The sequence below is a fragment of the Maribellus comscasis genome (assembly GCF_009762775.1).
In the GTDB taxonomy this organism is placed as follows: Bacteria; Bacteroidota; Bacteroidia; order Bacteroidales; family Prolixibacteraceae; genus Draconibacterium; species Draconibacterium comscasis.
This window is the reverse complement of sequence record NZ_CP046401.1, coordinates 7596161-7614114: the sequence shown is the minus strand read 5'-3', so window position 1 is coordinate 7614114 and position 17954 is coordinate 7596161. Positions and strand designations below refer to the sequence as shown.

General features: G+C 37.2%; 17 protein-coding genes. 3 read left to right on the top strand and 14 right to left on the bottom strand.

Annotated elements, in window-relative coordinates; genetic code table 11:
- Positions 1–154 precede the first annotated feature (154 nt).
- From GM418_RS30595 to GM418_RS30575, 5 genes are all read right to left on the bottom strand, one after another.
- Entirely contained in the window at positions 155–715 is a 561-nt protein-coding gene (locus GM418_RS30595; RefSeq protein ID WP_158872097.1) for a hypothetical protein, read from the bottom strand.
- Positions 716–935: 220 nt separating this feature from the next.
- Positions 936–2018, bottom strand: a complete 1083-nt coding sequence (locus tag GM418_RS30590; protein WP_158872095.1) for a Fic family protein — start codon at positions 2016–2018, stop codon at positions 936–938.
- A gap of 233 nt (positions 2019–2251) precedes the next feature.
- The gene (locus GM418_RS30585; RefSeq protein ID WP_158872093.1) at positions 2252–2488 is read right to left on the bottom strand and encodes a hypothetical protein; all 237 of its coding nucleotides are present in this window, start codon (positions 2486–2488) and stop codon (positions 2252–2254) included.
- Positions 2489–2490: 2 nt separating this feature from the next.
- Positions 2491–2892 carry a hypothetical protein gene (locus GM418_RS30580; protein WP_158872091.1) on the bottom strand — a complete coding sequence of 134 codons (402 nt, stop codon included), beginning with the start codon at positions 2890–2892 and terminating at the stop codon, positions 2491–2493.
- Positions 2893–3823: 931 nt separating this feature from the next.
- Positions 3824–4243 carry a hypothetical protein gene (locus GM418_RS30575; RefSeq protein WP_158872089.1) on the bottom strand — a complete coding sequence of 140 codons (420 nt, stop codon included), beginning with the start codon at positions 4241–4243 and terminating at the stop codon, positions 3824–3826.
- A 1286-nt stretch (positions 4244–5529) separates the two neighbouring features.
- Between GM418_RS30575 and istA the strand changes: the two genes are divergently transcribed.
- The 3 genes from istA to GM418_RS30560 all read left to right on the top strand — a co-directional run bounded on the left by istA (position 5530) and on the right by GM418_RS30560 (position 9566).
- A complete protein-coding gene (gene istA / locus GM418_RS30570; RefSeq protein ID WP_158862096.1) occupies positions 5530–7077 on the top strand; it encodes an IS21 family transposase in 1548 nt (515 codons plus the stop codon).
- A 14-nt stretch (positions 7078–7091) separates the two neighbouring features.
- Positions 7092–7829, top strand: coding sequence for an IS21-like element helper ATPase IstB (istB, locus tag GM418_RS30565; RefSeq protein WP_158862095.1), 738 nt, complete (start codon positions 7092–7094; stop codon positions 7827–7829).
- Between the two features lie 399 nt (positions 7830–8228).
- On the top strand, positions 8229–9566 hold the full coding sequence (locus tag GM418_RS30560; RefSeq protein WP_217447653.1) for an ATP-binding protein: 1338 nt from the start codon (positions 8229–8231) through the stop codon (positions 9564–9566).
- A gap of 130 nt (positions 9567–9696) precedes the next feature.
- Here the strand turns inward: GM418_RS30560 and GM418_RS30555 are convergent, their stop codons facing one another.
- The 9 genes from GM418_RS30555 to GM418_RS30515 form a co-directional block, all read right to left on the bottom strand.
- A complete protein-coding gene (locus GM418_RS30555; RefSeq protein ID WP_158872087.1) occupies positions 9697–10662 on the bottom strand; it encodes a 2-hydroxyacid dehydrogenase in 966 nt (321 codons plus the stop codon).
- Positions 10659–11327, bottom strand: a complete 669-nt coding sequence (locus GM418_RS30550; RefSeq protein WP_217447652.1) for a bifunctional 4-hydroxy-2-oxoglutarate aldolase/2-dehydro-3-deoxy-phosphogluconate aldolase — start codon at positions 11325–11327, stop codon at positions 10659–10661. The genes GM418_RS30555 and GM418_RS30550 overlap by 4 nt, the downstream gene beginning before the upstream one ends.
- Positions 11328–11428: 101 nt before the next feature.
- The gene (locus GM418_RS30545) at positions 11429–12472 is read right to left on the bottom strand and encodes a sugar kinase (protein WP_158872085.1); all 1044 of its coding nucleotides are present in this window, start codon (positions 12470–12472) and stop codon (positions 11429–11431) included.
- 15 nt (positions 12473–12487) lie between these two features.
- Positions 12488–13636: a galactonate dehydratase gene (gene dgoD, locus GM418_RS30540; RefSeq protein WP_158872083.1), complete on the bottom strand. Its 1149-nt coding sequence runs from the start codon at positions 13634–13636 to the stop codon at positions 12488–12490.
- A gap of 23 nt (positions 13637–13659) precedes the next feature.
- Positions 13660–14619 carry a 2-hydroxyacid dehydrogenase gene (locus GM418_RS30535; protein ID WP_158872081.1) on the bottom strand — a complete coding sequence of 320 codons (960 nt, stop codon included), beginning with the start codon at positions 14617–14619 and terminating at the stop codon, positions 13660–13662.
- 44 nt (positions 14620–14663) lie between these two features.
- On the bottom strand, positions 14664–15830 hold the full coding sequence (locus GM418_RS30530; protein WP_158872079.1) for a mandelate racemase/muconate lactonizing enzyme family protein: 1167 nt from the start codon (positions 15828–15830) through the stop codon (positions 14664–14666).
- Positions 15831–15869: 39 nt separating this feature from the next.
- Positions 15870–16568 (bottom strand): RraA family protein, encoded by a 699-nt coding sequence (locus tag GM418_RS30525; RefSeq protein WP_158872077.1) that lies wholly within the window; start codon positions 16566–16568, stop codon positions 15870–15872.
- A 106-nt stretch (positions 16569–16674) separates the two neighbouring features.
- Positions 16675–17127 (bottom strand): NanQ anomerase/TabA/YiaL family protein, encoded by a 453-nt coding sequence (locus tag GM418_RS30520; protein ID WP_158872075.1) that lies wholly within the window; start codon positions 17125–17127, stop codon positions 16675–16677.
- Positions 17128–17148: 21 nt separating this feature from the next.
- Positions 17149–17913 (bottom strand): HpcH/HpaI aldolase family protein, encoded by a 765-nt coding sequence (locus tag GM418_RS30515; RefSeq protein WP_158872073.1) that lies wholly within the window; start codon positions 17911–17913, stop codon positions 17149–17151.
- Positions 17914–17954: the final 41 nt, after the last annotated feature.

The window sequence follows — 17954 nt, the reverse complement described above, 5'->3', positions numbered from 1 at the left end:
TTTTTTTATTGGTGCTAACGGTCACTTGTATGTGGTCGGGCGGGATTTCCAGCAGAAATCCTGTCAGAACCACAAGAGGTGGCAACACTGGTTTGACTTGTCAAACCGAGATGAACCCCGCCTGCCATATTACAAATTGTTACCTGCTGTTTTTTTATTTTATTTCTTTACCGTCAAAGTTTATTTTATACTTTTTATTGTAGAAGTCTTTTAGTTCAATATAGTTACTCATCAATTTAAATGAGTCTTCATTGTCCAGTGACACAAAAATGTCTGCACCTCCAAATTCCCATTTAATTTGTCCATTTTTATCTAGGCTAGTTATCTGAACTTCTCCATGGACTACATATTTATCTTGAACCTTGTAAATGCCAAAACAAGTTGCTTGGTCTGCTTGTGATTTCCATATTAGTTCTAAAGTGGGAAGTTTCATGCAAAAAATGGTGTCACAACAACACAATAATAATTGCTCTCCATCTAAAAGTGATGAATTTTCATACACTCCCGATGCTCCACCGGAGCCAATTACAATACAACTTTCAATAATTTCATCATTTTCAGTAATTTTTATTCCATGTTTAGATACAGGAAATTCCTGTGCATTGTCTCCAAAATGATGTTTTGAGTAATTGAAATTATTATCCGCTGAACCAAATGAGTATGTAGGTTCATCGATAATTTCAATAGTCAAATTATTATAGCTGTATCGTTTCATTTTTTATTTTCAAAATTGCAGGTAACGGTTAGTGCAAGTGTAGTGCGGGATTTTGAAATGGCTACCTTTCAGTTTTTGCTGGGAGCCAAGCCGACTTTTTACTAAATATTATTTAATACCATCATTCGTCAAAGACGGATTGGCGGTGGTTGAACAACGCGAAAACGCTGGAACACCACGCCCTCCCGCATTACATTTGCACTTTGTTACCGCCAGTGTTTTATTTTTTCAGTATTTCAATTAAGTCTTTATTTATATATAAAGTCTCTCTTCCAATTTTTTGAGATTCAAGAATTCCTATTTTCTCTAACTCTTTTAAATATCGAGACGCTGCTTTTCTCTCAACTCCCAACTGATTTACTACAAACTCTATTTTAGAATACGGTTGTTCAAATAATAACTCAACCAATTCTTTTTTGTAAATCTTTGATGCATCAACTTTTACTTTCTCAATTGTTTGGTCAAGCAAGTTTCTGATTGTATTGATTTTTTCTATGGTTTGAATAGATGTTACCTCTACTGCTTTTAACATAAATAAGATCCATTCTTCCCATTCTCCAAGTCTGTTTGTCTGATTTAGCAACCGATAGTAATCTTGTTTATTGTCAATAATATATGAACTTAAATATAGGATAGGGATATCAATTAAATCATTTAGTATTAGATATAGGATATTTAAAATTCTACCAGTTCTGCCATTGCCATCATAAAATGGGTGAATACTCTCAAATTGATGATGAAGAATTGCAAGGTTTATTAATGGGGAAATTTCACCTTTTTCTTGGTTAAAATACTCGATGAAATTTGAAAGTAAATCTTGGATTTCTTTTTTGTCTTGAGGTGGAGTATAAACAACCTCACCTGTAGTATCGTTTTTTAAAACAGTTCCGGGTGTACTCCTGATTCCTGCATTATTCCCAATTAATTCATGCTGGATGTCGATTATGTCATTTACTCTTAGAAATCCCTGTTTTTCAATTAAGTCAAATCCCTGAAAAATTGCTTTTCGATAATTTACAACCTCTTTAGTCTGGGGCGAAAAATTTGATTGGTTTACAGTTAAAGCTTTATAAAGCTCATCTTGTGTTGTTATAATATTTTCAATTTCAGAACTTCCTTTTGCTTCCTGTAGAACAATTGCATTTATTAGCATTGATTGGTTTGGAATTGTATTCGCAATCCCTTTTAATTCTGCCAATGCTGCGGTTGCTCTATTCGTTTCTCTTAAAATCTTAAAAGTTTCTATCTTCTCCTTTTTTGGCGGAAGTTTGTCTAGAATTCGATATGGTGCTTCTTGTCCCATGTTTTTATTATTTGTACCAAAAATACAAAAATTAGTACATGTTTGTCATTGAAAAACGAATTTTTAACATTGGCGGTAACGGTAAATTATATGTTGTCGTAGCGGATTGCGGGTGATTGTCTGTCCGACAGGACTGAGACAATCAGGCGGGAATCCGAGCTACGCACACCACAGAAACCGCTATGCAATATATAAAATGTTATAGCCAGTTTTTATTTTAATCATTTATCTATTCACTCTGGATATTTACAACTACCGCCAATTAATTTCCATGTCTTAGTTTTATTGTCATAAATAAATCTGAAATCGGGTATGTATCCATTTGTTCCACCACAAGCAAGAGTATAATTTGCTTCTCTAAAATGCAGACCATTTTTAAAGAAAATACCTTTTTTCACTTTTAATGCTAAATCTCCGAAGTTTATATCAATCGTGTCTTTTGAAATTTGTTTATGTGTAAGTCTATACAACCTCAGAGTTTTACCATGTTTGTAGGTGTAATTAAACAACTCGTCTGATGAGAGAAATTTGTAAACGCTATTCTGTCCAAAATGATTCTTAATCCTTTCAGTCTGCTCGTTTGGCTCAATGAATTTTTGTCCACTCGATAATAGTAAGTCAAATGGCTATTTAAAGCTTTTATATAAATACTATCCAATGTTTGTTCGTTAATTTGCTCTTGAATATTTGGGTATGTTTTAAGCAGTAAGCTAATCTGGTCGAAATATTTTTTGTTAGGATAAATTAAAACTACTCCATTACCATCTCCATAAATATATTTTTGCACCTCACTTTTTAAAACTTCAATTTTGTCAATCCAGTTTGGATTTATTGAATCTGGAATAGAATCTAAAAAATATTCTGTTTCATTCATCTTGATCACAAATTTTGGTAACGAATCAAGGGGCTCACTATTTATTAGAATAGAAATATTATTTTGATTCTGTCCGTAAGTGAAAAAGGAAATCCCAAAAACTAATATTGTGAATATGTATCTCATTGGCGCTGTTTAAATTGGCTATAACGGCCGCGGCTATGGGCAGTAAAGGATTAGAATAGATAATCCATCCATAATAACCGGGAGCCGATGCGTTTTTGTTTCGATTTTATTTTGTTTAAAGAGTTATAGTTTTTGTTTACAATATAAATATTTTAAATAGCATTGCCAAGCATCGGCGTTGTAGCATTTATAGTCATGCCAATGCAATTTAGCGGCGCCTTTATTGGCTATAGCTGTTGTTATGGTGTCGGCAAAAGCCTCTGCGTGGCAGCCCGAGACTTACTTAAAATGTTATCACCGAAGGAGGGCTGGCGGAATGTTTGCCCCTCCCAAGTGATGTGCCAATTTTGACATCCAGGCCAGGTAACCACGAAGTTAAACCTCAGCAGTAAACAACCACTTTCCAGCCATAAATTTTATCGGCTTTGTTAAACACGTTGGCCGCAACTGGTTTAACTTAACTGTTAAAATTGGCGCAGGAGTTGAAGCCTGCAAACATTGTGACCGCCCGAACTGCATTTAGTGCGGGCTATCATGAGCTAAACGCAGCCCCACCATCCAACAAAGCACAATCAGCCAGCACAAAAATGTGGGGCGTGAAAACCCACCATAACCAATATTTTAAAGAACAAGTTCGCATACTAACGATAACCCCCACGCTGCACCATAACGGTCACTTGTATGTGGTCGGGCGGGATTTCTGGAAGAAATCGTGTCAGACCCGCAGGAAAGTGGGCGACAGGTCTGACTTGTCAGACCGCTGAAACCCCCGCCTGCCATATTACAATTTGTTATGCACCGTATTTTAAATGTCATTATATTTTATAAATCTACTCTTCGCAAAGTTTTTAAAGACTCTTTTTATCCTGTCAAATACGTTGTTTGGAGTAGTTTTGCTTGCATTATATCCACAAAGTCGACAGCGATACGAGTCTATCGCTATCTCTGCAGAAGTGAATTCCGCTATAGGAATTTCTTTGTAATCTGACTCAATATACAACCTGTCAGAACCACATCTAAAGCATTTTATTTTTTCGTTAGTCAAGTGAGTTGTTAGTTTTTTGTCTTCGAATGATTTAAGTTGTTCAGTAGTTAAATTTCTTTTTTTGATTTCATTTGCAATTTTCTCCTTTGAACTGCCTAAAAATCCATGATATCTATACCTACAAAATATAGCTAATTCGTGGTCTGAAAGATTTGTAAGAAAACTATCAAGTGCTTTCATCGATTATATCTTTTAGGTTATTTAGTTACGGTTTTCAATATGGTGCATAACGGTTGGTACATGTTGTCGGGGCGGATTTCGGAGAGCGTTCCTGTCCGAAGGACACGGAACTGCGAAACGAGAATCCGCAGTTGGCGTACCACCAAACCCCGCCCTGCAATATGTACTTTGTTACCGGTTCGGTTTTTATTCTTTTTTCTATTTTTGATTTTGTCCAAGGGATTAAATCGGTTTTTGGCTTTAAATATTTGGTTTCTAAATTTTGTTTTTTGGTCGAGTACAATTTATAAACTTTATGTTATTTACAAGAAATTCCGAGCTGATTTTTGTCCACGCAAAAATTGAACTTAAACAAGGTTTATTTTTCTAAAATTTAAACGCTGGGATTTTCGTCTCTTTACCAGCAGCAGGAAAACCACGGTTACCGAATTGAAAAGCTGCCTGAAAGTGCCAACAAAATCCAAAGGATTTTACATTAAACAACCTTGTCCGGTTGGCAGCAGGTTTTTAGTTTGCTGCGGCTTTTCAATTTGCGATTTTTAACCCCCAACCAAATATTTTTTTGACTGCCGGATTTTCAATAGGAAAACTTATCAGACTATTTTAAAGAACTGTTTTTGACAGGCAGCAATTTACTTTTTTGTCACATAACTTACAATGTTAAGGGCAAAACCTAATAGGGTTATTCCTCCAGCAATAGTTAAAGTCCTATTTGAGTCAGGAAATTCTACTACTAAAACTATTGATACAATTAAAATAATTAAGCTTAAAACGTAAATTAGAATGTTTGTTTTCATTTTTTAGTTGTTGTATTGGTTTATATTATATTAAAACTCTGAGTTTTATATGTTGGTTTTTCTGGCTGTTCAAACTGACCGGTAACGGTGGCAATATGCGGAGGCCGGGATTTCGAAGCTCCAGCTTATCAAACCGTTACAATTTTGAGTAAATGTACAAAAGTTAAAATTACCCACATCCCCCGGCTTACGTATATTGCGTGTTGTGGGTATGTGCATTTTATATTTCGTTAATAATCTGTACAATATCTTCATATTTAAATCTATCTCGAATTTGAATTGATTTCTGGTCAGCCTGGAAAAAACGGTCAAACTGACCACCCCAGGCCGGAATAAAATGACCACCCTCGCCAGTTTAAACTGACCACCGCGTGCCGGAGCAAATTGACCACCAGCGCCGGACTAAAGTGACCACCCACCAAAAGAGATTGATTTTACTTCTGTCGAAGCCATAATTTCATACTGATTTAAACAAATTAATATGAAAACATGGCTAATAAATTAATCGACATGAGTAAAGTAAGAAAAGTCATTCAGTTACACCACCAGGGAAAAGCAAAGCAATTTATCAGTAGGTACCTGGGCCTTTCACGCAATACGGTCAAGAAGTATATCGCTCTATACAAGGTGTTAAACCTTACAATTGATGATATTGATAAGAAGAGTGATTCCGAGCTGGAAAAGATCTTTAGCAGGGATACCGAAGATGTTCTTTCCCCAAAGCTAAAAAAGGTTTATAACTTCTTTCCCTACATGGAGCGTGAATTAAAAAAGACCGGCGTTACCAAACAGCTGATGTGGGAAGAATATTATGAAAAACATCCCGATGGACTAAAACTAAGCCAGTTTAAAGCCCACTACCTGCGTTGGAATAAAAAGGTTAACCCGGTAATGCATATGGAGCATAAAGCAGGCGATAAGATGTTTATTGACTACGCTGGCAAAACCCTGGAAATTATCAATAAAGAAACAGGCGAGATTGAAGAGGTACAGTTTTTTGTTGCCATACTGGGGGCCAGTCAATACACCTATGCAGAAGCCTCACCGAGCCAACAAAAAGAAGACTTTGTTGCTTCGGTTGAAAATGCACTGCACTTTTACGGGGGAGTTCCTGCAGCTATTGTCCCTGATAACCTAAAGTCTGCCGTAACCAAAAGCAGCCGGTTTGAACCTACCATTAACGAAACGTTTATGGACTTTGCCGAACATTACGGTACAACAGTTCTTCCGGCTCGGGCTTACCGTCCCCGGGACAAGTCACTGGCAGAAGGAGCAGTCAAGATATTATACCAAAGAATATATCCGGCCTTGCGCGGCAAAGATTTTTACAGTTTAGAAGAGCTTAACAGTGCAATTTGGGATGAACTGGACAAGCATAACAACAAAAAGTTAACCGGCAGGCCAACGTCCCGGTATCAATTATTCGTTGAAGACGAAAAAGGCAAGCTTACCGCATTACCTGTAGAAAAATACGAGATTAAAGAAATAGCAATAGCCACCGTAGCCATGAACGGGCACGTGCTGTTAAGCAAAGACAAACATTATTACAGCGTTCCGTGTCAGTATTTAAAGAAGAAGGTAAAGCTGGTGTTTACATCAAAAACCGTTGAAATATACCATAAATACAACCGCATAGCTTTGCACAAAAGAGATGGACGTAAATACTTCTACACCACAAACAAAGACCACCTGGCAACAACACACCAGTTTGTTACCGACTGGACACCGCAGCGTTTTATCAACTGGGCAGCTTCAATTGACGAGAGTGTAAAGGAATTTATAATCAATGTGCTGGAAAGAAAACAACACCCTGAACAATCCTATAAAAGCTGTATGGGCGTATTGGCTTTTGCCAAAAAGGTTGGGGAAGAAAGGCTTGCCAATGCGTGTAAACGTGCATTGGAACATCAGGTTTACAACTACAAAATCATACAAAAGATACTGGAAAAAGGGTTGGATAAACTTGATGATGAAAAACCGGACGAACCGGAACTTCCTTTTCATAACAACATAAGGGGAGGAAAATATTACAACTGATAAAGTAAAAAACAATGAACGAAGTAACATTAACACGAATGAAACAGATGAAGCTCCATGGTATGCATGGGGCTTTTAAAACAGCTGTCGAAACAGGTAAAACCGATGATTACACCATCGACCAGTTTGTATCGATGATAACAGATGCCGAGTGGGACGATCGCAACAACCGCAAGATAGAGCGATTGATAAAAAATGCAAGGTTCCACTATAAAGCAACCATTGAAAACGTGGTGTACGAACATACAAGAAATATCGATCGGACAAAACTGTTAAGACTGGCTGAATGCGATTTTATTAATAAAAACGAGAATGTATTAATATCGGGCAGCACCGGTGCCGGCAAAAGCTACATTGCAACAGCCTTAGGGTATCAGGCCTGTATCGAGGGATACAGGGTTTTGTACTTTAATACAACCAAGCTGTTTTCTAAACTAAAAATGGCAAAAGCCGATGGATCTTATCTCAAAGAACTTGCAAAAATGGCCAGGCATCAGTTAATAATACTCGATGACTTTGGCCTGCAACCCTTAGATAGCCAAAACCGGATAGCTCTGTTAGAGTTAATTGAAGATAGGCACAATAAAGGATCTATGCTTGTAACATCACAGCTGCCCGTTAGTAAGTGGTATGAAATAATCGGGGAGAAAACGATTGCCGATGCCATACTTGACCGGTTGATCCATCAATCGCACAGGATTGAGCTGATGGGTGAATCGATGAGAAAAAAACGAAACATTTATAGTGAATAAAAAACAGTAAATTTGTTGTAATCTGACAGAAGAAAAACGTTCTCTTTTTGTTGAAAATGGTCGATGGTCAATTTAAATTGGCCTGGGGTGGTCAATTTGACTGGCGTTTCCACTCTGAGGTTTATAATACATTATTTCACAGTTATACCACTGATTTTTGTTCGATAATATTTTGTACTTCTACTATTTTATTCTGCTGTGTTGTTTCCATTTTATTCTGTTGTATGTTAATAATGCAAAATTGTCGTTATTACAAAATAGTACTTTTATGATGGTACTTTTGCATGAAAATATTATTTTTACGATATGGATTTTGTTATAAAATGTAACTTTTACGATGGTTCTTTTTGGGAAAATCTTGTGTGCTTGCAATAATTTAAATAGAAACGAAGTCGAAATATGTTGCAAAATGGAAATATATATTTTACAAGGAGTATTGACCGCTATTTGAATGGATGGAAGGATGATGTGAGACATAAACCTTTATTGCTACGGGGTGCACGGCAGGTGGGAAAATCATCTGCAATACGCAATCTAGGGCGTTCATTCGAATATTTTCTGGAAGTAAATTTTGAACGTCAACCCGATATTGCCAACCTTTTTACCGGAACAATAAACCCGAAAGACATCTGTACAAAACTCTCGGCAATATCCGGCATTTCGATTATTGCAGGTAAAACACTTTTATTTTTTGACGAGATACAGGCTTGTTTGCCTGCTATTGCTTCCTTACGTTTCTTTTACGAAGAATTTCAGGAGCTCCATGTCGTGGCGGCAGGATCTTTGCTTGAATTTGCCTTGCAGGAAATCCCTTCTTTCGGGGTAGGCCGGATTCGTTCACTGTTTTTATATCCTTTTTCTTTTGATGAATTTCTTCAGGCCCAGGGATTAGAGGGATTAGTAGAAGAAAAGAATAACGCTTCTGCTGAAAAGCCACTTTCTTTGCCTATGCACAATAAGCTGACAGACCTTTTACGTACTTTTCTGTTGGTTGGAGGAATGCCCGAATCGGTAAGCACCTGGATCGAGAAGAACGATTACCTTCATTGTCGACTGGTTCAAAATGATATTTTACAAACCTATACAGATGATTTCGCAAAATATAAAAAAAGGATATCCCCGCTTATTCTGCAACAAACACTCCGGTCAGTAGCCCTCCAGTCAGGAAGCAAGTTCGTTTATTCACAAGTTACAGGAGAGGTGGAATCTGTTAAAATTAAAGAGGCGTTGGATTTACTGACTATGGCAGGGCTCGTTGTCCCGGTTACCCATACTGCTGCGAACGGTCTTCCTTTGGGGGCAGAGATAAACCCAAAATTCAGAAAATTCCTGTTCCTGGATACCGGATTATTAGAACGGTTACTTGATCTTGATATGAAAACGGTTTTACTTTCATCAGAAATCGATTTAGTAAATAAAGGTTCAATGTCGGAAGTATTTGTTGGATTAGAGCTGTTAAAAAACGGAAGCCCTTACGAACGAAGGGAACTCTACTATTGGCTGAGGCTAAAAAAAGGTGCGCAGGCAGAAGTCGATTACGTTGTTTCTGACCGGGGAGATATACTTCCTGTTGAAGTAAAAGCAGGTACCAGGGGAGCAATGCAGAGCTTATACCAGTTTATGGAATTAAAAAAAACCAAATTAGGAGTCAGGACATCTTTGGAAAATTTTGGAAAGATAGGATTAGTGAATGTTTGCCCTCTGTATGCAATAGGTAACATAAACAAAGATTTATAAAAAAGTAGGAAAATATTAAAGTGTATCCACTTTCTACCTTAGCTAATATTTTAGCTTGATTTTTTGTATATTTATAAAGAGATAGAAACGAATATTTGGAGAGAGACCTTAGCGATCTTAAATGTTTTTTTTAACGGTTATTTTTAATTTCAGGTATAAGGTTCATTTCATTTGAAGAATAGTATGCCAATATATTTCTAATAACAAGTTCTGCCATTCTGGTACTAGCTTCTATGGTATTTGAGCCGCAATGCGGAGTTAGTACAACATTGTCTAATTTTCTGAAATCTACTTCAGATTTTGGATGATAGGGTTCATTTTCAAATACATCTAATCCGGCAGCTTTGATTTTGCCTGTATCCAGTGCTTCGTAAAAATCCTTTTCAATTATTAATTCTCCCCTTGCTGTGTTAATGAATATGCTTCCATCTTTCAGCATTCCAATTCGTTCTTTGTTAATAAATCCTAGTGTGTCAGGCACAGTTGCTAAATGTAGACTTATTATATCAGCATTCTTAACGATTGATTTAAAATCATTAGAATAATTGTCTAATAAATCATCACTATTCATTTCTTTGATATCATATGCGACTACTTTCATTCCAAAGCCAAGCTTGGCAATTTTAGCTACTGCCTGTCCTATTTGCCCATATCCAATTAATGCAATTGTCTTATTTTTTAATTCAAGTCCGGTTAATCCTTTCCAGTTACCGGATTTTACTGACTGATGTAATTCCGGCAATTTTCTTACAACACCCAATAACAAAGCAAATGTGTGTTCTGCAACAGAATCCGTTAATGTTCCTGGCGTAAAAGCAACTTTTATATTTTTTTGGATACAGATGTCTATTGGTACCGCATTATAGCCGACTCCATAACGAATTACGGCTGAACCTTCTTTTAATGAGTTATAAAAACTACGAGAATATTTTTCAGCACCAATTACAAAACAATTTATACCTGAAGTATGCTGTTTAAGCATAGTATTCTCATCGAGTATTTCGGTTTGAATAAACTGAATCCCGTGTGTTTTTTCTGCATTCGAAAAGACTTCAAAGCTACGTTCAAATAGGTCTTTTTGTATAACTACTTTCATTTTATGTTTTTTTTGTAATGGTTTTGGAGAATTCTTGTAAATTTTAAAAAGTGGTTTTCCAGCGCAAGCCAGTTTTGGGAATTTATGAGCGTATTGTCAAATAAAGGACTACCGATACCTAGTCCTTCTACACCTGCATCCAGAAACCTTTGTATATTATCAAGATTTATTCCTCCTGTAGGAATTATCTTTATGTCGTTTAGCGGGCCCTTTACATCCTTTATATAACCTGCTCCAAAATTGCCTGCCGGATATACTTTCACGGCTGAAGCTCCTAGTTCCCAGGCACTATATATCTCAGTTGGTGTTAATGCACCTGGAAATACTGGGATGTTGTATTTAACACAAGTTTTGATAACATCATAGTTTATAATCGGAGAAACAATAAATTGCGAACCAAAATTCAATGCATGTTCCAAATCCTTGAGACTACAAACTGTTCCTGTTCCTACATTTATATCAGGGTACTCTTTAATAGCGTGCCTTACAAGTGACTCAACATCATTTGTATTCATTGTTACCTCAATAGTTGTAAAGCCTGCCTTTATGTAAATAGGTAATATGTTTTTAAAATCATCGATTGAAATCCCACGAACTATCCCAATAACAGGCATTTGTTTAAATTTATCCCAGGAGAATTTATTTTTTTTAATTGAAGTTTTCATTTGACTATAATTTAAGTTTTTTAAGGAAACAGATGGAATTTGCATGAAATTTTAGTACCAAGGTTGATGTGAGTTTTATTTAATACTGTTTTATAATTTGCTTATCTATTTACCCGTCCACTCCCGTCACCTGACATTAACCTCTCTACTTCTGTAACTGTTGAAAGGTTAAAGTCGCCATAAATAGTATGCTTTAAGCAGGATGCCGCAGTTGCAAAGTTCAAAGCTTTTTGATCTTCATTTGGATAAGTCAATAATCCATAAATCAATCCCCCCATAAAAGAATCACCGCCGCCTACCCGGTTAACTATGTGGGTAATATCATAAGTGGGTGATTTTAGCAATTGCTTCCCGTTGAAGAGAACACCTGCCCAGGTGTTGTGATTCGCATTAAAAGAACCGCGTAGAGTGATAATTATTTTTTTTGCATTTGGAAATTTCGCCATTAACTTTTCACAAACCGAGTAGAATTCATTTCCATTAACATTACCTAGCGTTTTTGTTGCATCGAAACCTTCAGGCTTTATTCCAAATATTGTTTCTGCATCTTCTTCGTTCCCAAGAATAATATCACTTTTCTCAACTAGCTTTGGCATAACTTCAGCAGCCGTTTTTCCATATTTCCACAGAGTTTTCCGGTAGTTCAAATCGGTTGATATAATTAATCCCATTTTTTGCGCTACTTCTATCGCCTCCAAACATGCTTCAGCAGCTCCTTCTGAAATTGCTGGCGTGATCCCGGTCCAATGAAACCAGTCGGCATTTCTCAATATATTTTTCCAGTCGATCATGCCAGGATTAATTTCAGAGAAAGAGGAATGCTCCCTATCATAAATCACTTTACCGGGTCTGGTTACTGCCCCTGTTTCCAAATAGTACAGACCTAATCTTTCCCCACCAAAAATGACATTTTTTGTATTCACGCCATTTTTATGTAAACTTCTAAGACATGCATCAGATATATCATTTTTTGGCAAACGAGTTACAAATTCTGCATCCATGCCAAAATTTGCCAATGAAACAGCGACATTCGCTTCTCCTCCGCAATAGGTAGCAACAAACTCGTTTGCCTGACTAAATCTTAGGTATCCGGGTGCCGCCAGGCGTAACATTATTTCACCAAAACATATTATTTTTTTTTCCATGGTTAGCGTTTTAGGTTACCATTCAAGTAAACTTCCATCCTTTCCATACCATATTGGATTTCTCCAGTTATGACCAATTTTTGACATTTCTTTAACAAACTTCTCGTCTATTTCAATGCCAAGGCCTGGTTTTTCAAGGTTTGGAATGAAACCATCTATTATTGATAAATCCTTTTTGTTTATTATATAATCAAGCATATCTGTCCCTTCGTTATAATGAATTCCCTGGCTGGTTTCCTGGATAATTACATTTGGACAGCACGTATTGATGTGTAATGAAGCTGCAAATGCAATGGGACCAAGAGGACAATGAGGTGCGAGGGCGATATCTGATGTTTCAGCCATGGCGGCAATCTTACGTATTTCCCATATACCACCGGTATGGCTAATGTCAGGTTGAATAATATCCACAATTCCATTGTTTATTAAACTTTTAAATTCTCTGCGACCGACCAAACGTTCGCCAAAAGCTATGGGAACGGTGGTATAATTTGCAACATCTTTTAGTTGATCGATATATTCAGGAAGTAGAGGCTCTTCATAAAACATGGGGCAAAATTCTTCCAATTCTTTAACAAGGCGTTTCACCGCTGATTTATGAACTCTTCCATGAAAATCAATACCGATCTCAATTTTATCTCCAACTGCTGCTCTCAATTCTTTTAGCCTTTGTATTATACTTTTTGTTTCGGAAGGAGAAACAATCCATTCTGTTTTACCACATGCATTTATTTTTAAGGCTGTATAACCTGAATCAATTCTTCTTTGAGCCTGAGAGATCAAATCAGTTGGAGAGTCTCCTCCTATCCAGCCATAAATTCTTACTTTTTCTCTCACTGCTCCCCCCAGCAGGTTATAGACAGGAGTATTTAAATGTTTCCCTTTTATATCCCAAAGCGCCTGTTCTATTCCGGAAACGGCACTCATCATAATTACTCCACCTCTGTAAAAGCTTCCTTTAGTGAGCAAATTGTATATATGTTCAATCTCTTCTGCATTTTGTCCAATCAGATATTGTTTCATGTCATGAATGGCAGCTATTACAGAATCAGTTTTACCCTCCAGCGCAGGCTCTCCCCAACCTGATATTCCTGATTCTGTTGTGATTTTTAGAAAAAGCCATCGCGGTGGAATTTTAAATATTTCAATATTTTTAATTTTCATGTGAGTATTTTGGAATGAAATAATTATTCTATTTGGTTTAATGAATTAATTGGTTTGTTACCGGATAAAACACAAAAAACATTGAAAGCGGCACTTTCCATGCTTGCTTTACGTGCTGACTTGGTGCCACCAGCTATATGTGGGGTAATAAAAACATTTTCAAGTTTTCTCAGGTCAGTGGGAACATAAGGTTCATTTTCAAAGACATCGAGGATTGCACCTTTAATTTGACCTGATTTTAGTGCTTTAATCAAAGCATTCTGCTCTACAACAGCACCTCTTGATGTGTTTATCAATATTGCATCGTCTTTTAATTTGTTAAGAAAATTCTGGTTTACCATGTGTTTTGTGGAACTGTTTAAGGGGACATTGATTGAAACAAAATCGCTAGTATTTAGTAGTTTGTCAAGATTTGTGTATCCCGGTATTTTTTGTCTATTATGATCATAGTACCTGACTTTCATTCCAAATGCTTTTGCCAGATTCATCAGCTCAGTGCCGATTGCACCCATGCCCACAATTCCGATACTCATTTCCTTCAGGCTTTTGCCGTCCCACCTACCTGGTTCAAAGGCGTTCCATTCATTTTGTCTTACAAATCTTTCTGCTTCACCAAGTTTTCTTGAAAGCGTTAACATACCTGCTATAATATATTCCGCAACAGGATAGTTAAAAAAGCCAGGTGTATTGCAGGCCCAGATTCCTCTTGTTGTTAGTTCTTTTAGGTTTAGGTTATCATAACCAATCGATGCATTTGCAACTATCTTGAGCCTTGACGCATGGTTTAAAAGCTCTTTGTCAGCCTTTACATCAGCTGTATTTATAATTGCATCTGTTTCAGGCAAAATTTTAATCAGATAATCTCTTGGCATCAAAAAATGATTACCTCCGGGCCATATGATTACTTCCGAAATTGAAGAGAGTTTTTTGACCCATTCTTTTGGTATCGTACTTGTGATTATAGTTTTATAAGCTTTCTCCATACACTATGAAATTTAACATGATAAAACTGTCAATAGCTTAAATTTTAAATATAAAATCCAGCTCTAGGCTTTCTTACCCCCGGGTGTTTTTCCATTTCTGTTTCATTTAAATCAACTCCTAATCCAGTTCTTTCCGGTAATACAAGGTGACCATCAACAATTAAATCGTTTATTGAATAATCAATTATAGTATCGCGCCAGGGGACATCGTTAAACATAAATTCCTGTCTGAAAAAATTTGGAATTGACGCGCAGACATGAGCACTTGCCAACGTCGATAACGGACCGTTAGGATTATGCGGAGCTACCTGTACGCTATAAGTTTCCGCCATTGTCGCCATTCTTTTCATTTCCGATGGACCACCACACCTTGTAATATCAGGCATTATTATGTCGGCAACCTGTTTTTCAAGCAGATCCCTTATACCGTGGCGCGTATAGTGTCTTTCACCGACACAGATCGATACCTTTGAGGAGATTCGCTCACGCATTGTACGTAAGGTAGTTGCACTTTCAGGGCCTGCTGGTTCTTCAAACCAGGTAATGTCCAATTCTGCCAGACGTTCTGCCATCGCGGTTGCTGTTTTGAAATTCAGCATGGCATGAGTCTCAATCATCAAGTCAGCTTCAGGGCCGATGGCATTTCTTACTGCTTTACTAACTTCATAAGCCCTGTTTTGCTGCTCAAAAGTTAGTCCAAGGTCTACATTCAAATCTTCCCCATAGAAGTAATTCACATGGGCAAACGGGTCAAATTTTACACCCTTGAATCCGGCCTTTATGACACTGAGGGCCTGACTGGCATAATCTTTTGCATTATGTCCGCCCTTAGTAAACCAGTAATTCGCATAAAGCCTGATTTTTTTCCGAAATGCTCCCCCTAATAATTCATACATTGGTACTCCCAGTACTTTAGCCTTTAGGTCAAGGAGGGCCATGTCGATTCCGGAGATGGCGCACATACTGGCCCCAAATGGCCCAACCCAGTTTAAATCGCGGTATAACTTTGTCCAGATAAAATCGGTGCGCATTGGGTCATACCCGATAATTCGTTGTCCAACTTCAATTGCGGCAGCTTCAACAATTTGGCTCCCCGGCCAGTTGGTTGCTTCTCCCACACCGGTATACCCTTCATCGGTATATATTTTTAGCATGGTCCAGTTGTACTTTATCCCTTCAACCAGCCAAACCTTAACATCGGTTATTTTCATCCTGAGTGAATTTTTAATATTTCTCTAAGAGCTTATTCATCACATGATTCCGTACTTATTCCACGCATCAACGGCGCTCATTCCTCCTTTTATTGCGTTTAGTACGGCTTTTTCTCCCCTGGCTTTTTCCAAAGCTCTGACAATAATTTCCTGTTCGTGATTTTGCGGTACTACACATACTCCATCAATATCTCCGATAATTATATCTCCCGGAATGATGCGTACTCCGTTCATTTCAATCGGGACACGGTAGTCAATTACCCTACCTCTTGGTGCCTGATCCTGGGCATACGGTCCATATGAAAAAACAGGAATATCTGTTTTGTAAATTCCCAATGTGTCACGAGAATAACCATTAACCACTGCACCTGCACCTCCGCACATTTTAATCCTTGTCATCATCAATTCGCCAACCAGGGCATATGAGGGCGAAGCGCCGGAACATATGTATACTTCTCCCTGTTTTATATTATCCAGAGCTTCGAGCATGAGCCCAAAAGGCTTATTCATTAAAGGATTATTTGAACCAGGGCTTAGTTCTTCAAAATAATCAGCCTCAAGTACTGTCATCGCCCGTCCGGTAATGAACATTTCTTCTTTGAGAGGACGGATTTGAGGAGGCAGAAACTGATGTTTCAGGTTCATTTTGTCCATTATGTCACCGATCACTGCCGTATATAACTCTTTCCTGATTATATCAAAAAGTTCCTTATCTGTATTCCAGTATTTCGTATTCATAACTTTATTTAAAAAAATCCAGAAATTGTAATTGGGGTAGCTCGCTTCCTCAGAATTTTTAACTTCATATAAATACTGCGGGAAGCTATAAACAATAAGCAACGCATTAAATCAACACTTTTACAACTAATTTTTTTATATTTTCAGTGCTAATCCCCGGCGCATGCACATCTTCAGGAAAGAAGATTACAAATTCTCCGGGAGAGACCTGAATATAGGAGGAAGGCGTATCATTGTATAAGACTGCATCTTTCTCTGAATCATACGGTTTTAATAATTTCCTGCATTCAGATAGTTCAATCCAGCCCATCGATTCAGTTCCTTCTAACAGAACCTGAATATCAATGTATTTTCGATGGGCTTCTCCTATTAGATCCTGACGTGTTTTACCTAAATATTCATTGATAACGAAATAAAGTTTGTTTCCTTCAAGCTCAATTCTGGTTCCGTCAGATGGAATTGTAGTTAGATCAGCAGTTTTGATATAGTCAAAAGCTTTTTTAAAAAGGTAGTGAACTTTTTCAGCTGTTTCTGTATTTTTTAATGATCCTAAAATCAAAATGATTGTATTTTAAAATTATTAAGTATTAAGTTGGGCGAATTCTTTTGACCGTTCCAAAATGAAGAGAGTATCAATGCCACAGGCAATAAATTTATAACCTTGATTGATGAAATTGTTAATTTTTTTCAAAGATGGATGTACTTCGTGTATACCCATTGTAATAGAATACTCTATTGCTTTTTTGTGGATATACTCCAGTGTTTCCACAAATTTTTCATTTTCAAATTGCCCTGGAATATCCATTGAACCAGACAAATCATAAGGGCCAATCAAAATAGCATCAATCCCTTTATGAGAGAATATTTTGTCAATATCTCTGACCGCATCAATATGTTCAATCATGATGGCGATAAAAGTTTGTTGGTTGGCATTCTCATAATATTCGTTTGACCAGTCTCCATACCCTGTGCATCTGGGAATAGCATAAGACCGGTTTCCTGACGGTGGATATTTTATAAATGAAATTGCTTTTTCTATCTCATCATAAGATTTTATCATGGGTACAATGATGCCCCTGGCTCCTATATCCATGTATTTTTTTATTTCTACTTCATCATTCAGACTAATTCTGACGAATGGTTCAGCGCCGTGTAATTCAATCGCCCTAATCATGTTAGTTGCTGTTTCTTTAGAGACAGATGAATGTTCGGCATCAATGCATACCCAATCAAATCCTGCCTGAGCCATTATTTCTGCTGAGGATACTGAGTTTGACAGAACCCATCCCCCAAGAGAGAAAACTCCATTTTTCATTTTCTCCAAAACAATATTCGGTTTTATCATGTGGTTATAATTTTTTGTTTTTTTATTTGTTATCTCTATGT

What these genes read in the sequence shown, in the direction of transcription:
- GM418_RS30595 (WP_158872097.1), bottom strand. Translation starts at nt 715, where the DNA reads ATGAAACGATACAGCTATAATAATTTGACTATTGAAATTATCGATGAA.
- GM418_RS30590 (WP_158872095.1), bottom strand. Translation starts at nt 2,018, where the DNA reads ATGGGACAAGAAGCACCATATCGAATTCTAGACAAACTTCCGCCAAAA.
- GM418_RS30580 (WP_158872091.1), bottom strand. Translation starts at nt 2,892, where the DNA reads ATGAATGAAACAGAATATTTTTTAGATTCTATTCCAGATTCAATAAAT.
- GM418_RS30575 (WP_158872089.1), bottom strand. Translation starts at nt 4,243, where the DNA reads ATGAAAGCACTTGATAGTTTTCTTACAAATCTTTCAGACCACGAATTA.
- istA (WP_158862096.1), top strand. Translation starts at nt 5,530, where the DNA reads ATGGCTAATAAATTAATCGACATGAGTAAAGTAAGAAAAGTCATTCAG.
- istB (WP_158862095.1), top strand. Translation starts at nt 7,092, where the DNA reads ATGAACGAAGTAACATTAACACGAATGAAACAGATGAAGCTCCATGGT.
- GM418_RS30560 (WP_217447653.1), top strand. Translation starts at nt 8,229, where the DNA reads ATGTTGCAAAATGGAAATATATATTTTACAAGGAGTATTGACCGCTAT.
- GM418_RS30555 (WP_158872087.1), bottom strand. Translation starts at nt 10,662, where the DNA reads ATGAAAGTAGTTATACAAAAAGACCTATTTGAACGTAGCTTTGAAGTC.
- GM418_RS30550 (WP_217447652.1), bottom strand. Translation starts at nt 11,327, where the DNA reads ATGAAAACTTCAATTAAAAAAAATAAATTCTCCTGGGATAAATTTAAA.
- GM418_RS30545 (WP_158872085.1), bottom strand. Translation starts at nt 12,472, where the DNA reads ATGGAAAAAAAAATAATATGTTTTGGTGAAATAATGTTACGCCTGGCG.
- dgoD (WP_158872083.1), bottom strand. Translation starts at nt 13,636, where the DNA reads ATGAAAATTAAAAATATTGAAATATTTAAAATTCCACCGCGATGGCTT.
- GM418_RS30535 (WP_158872081.1), bottom strand. Translation starts at nt 14,619, where the DNA reads ATGGAGAAAGCTTATAAAACTATAATCACAAGTACGATACCAAAAGAA.
- GM418_RS30530 (WP_158872079.1), bottom strand. Translation starts at nt 15,830, where the DNA reads ATGAAAATAACCGATGTTAAGGTTTGGCTGGTTGAAGGGATAAAGTAC.
- GM418_RS30525 (WP_158872077.1), bottom strand. Translation starts at nt 16,568, where the DNA reads ATGAATACGAAATACTGGAATACAGATAAGGAACTTTTTGATATAATC.
- GM418_RS30515 (WP_158872073.1), bottom strand. Translation starts at nt 17,913, where the DNA reads ATGATAAAACCGAATATTGTTTTGGAGAAAATGAAAAATGGAGTTTTC.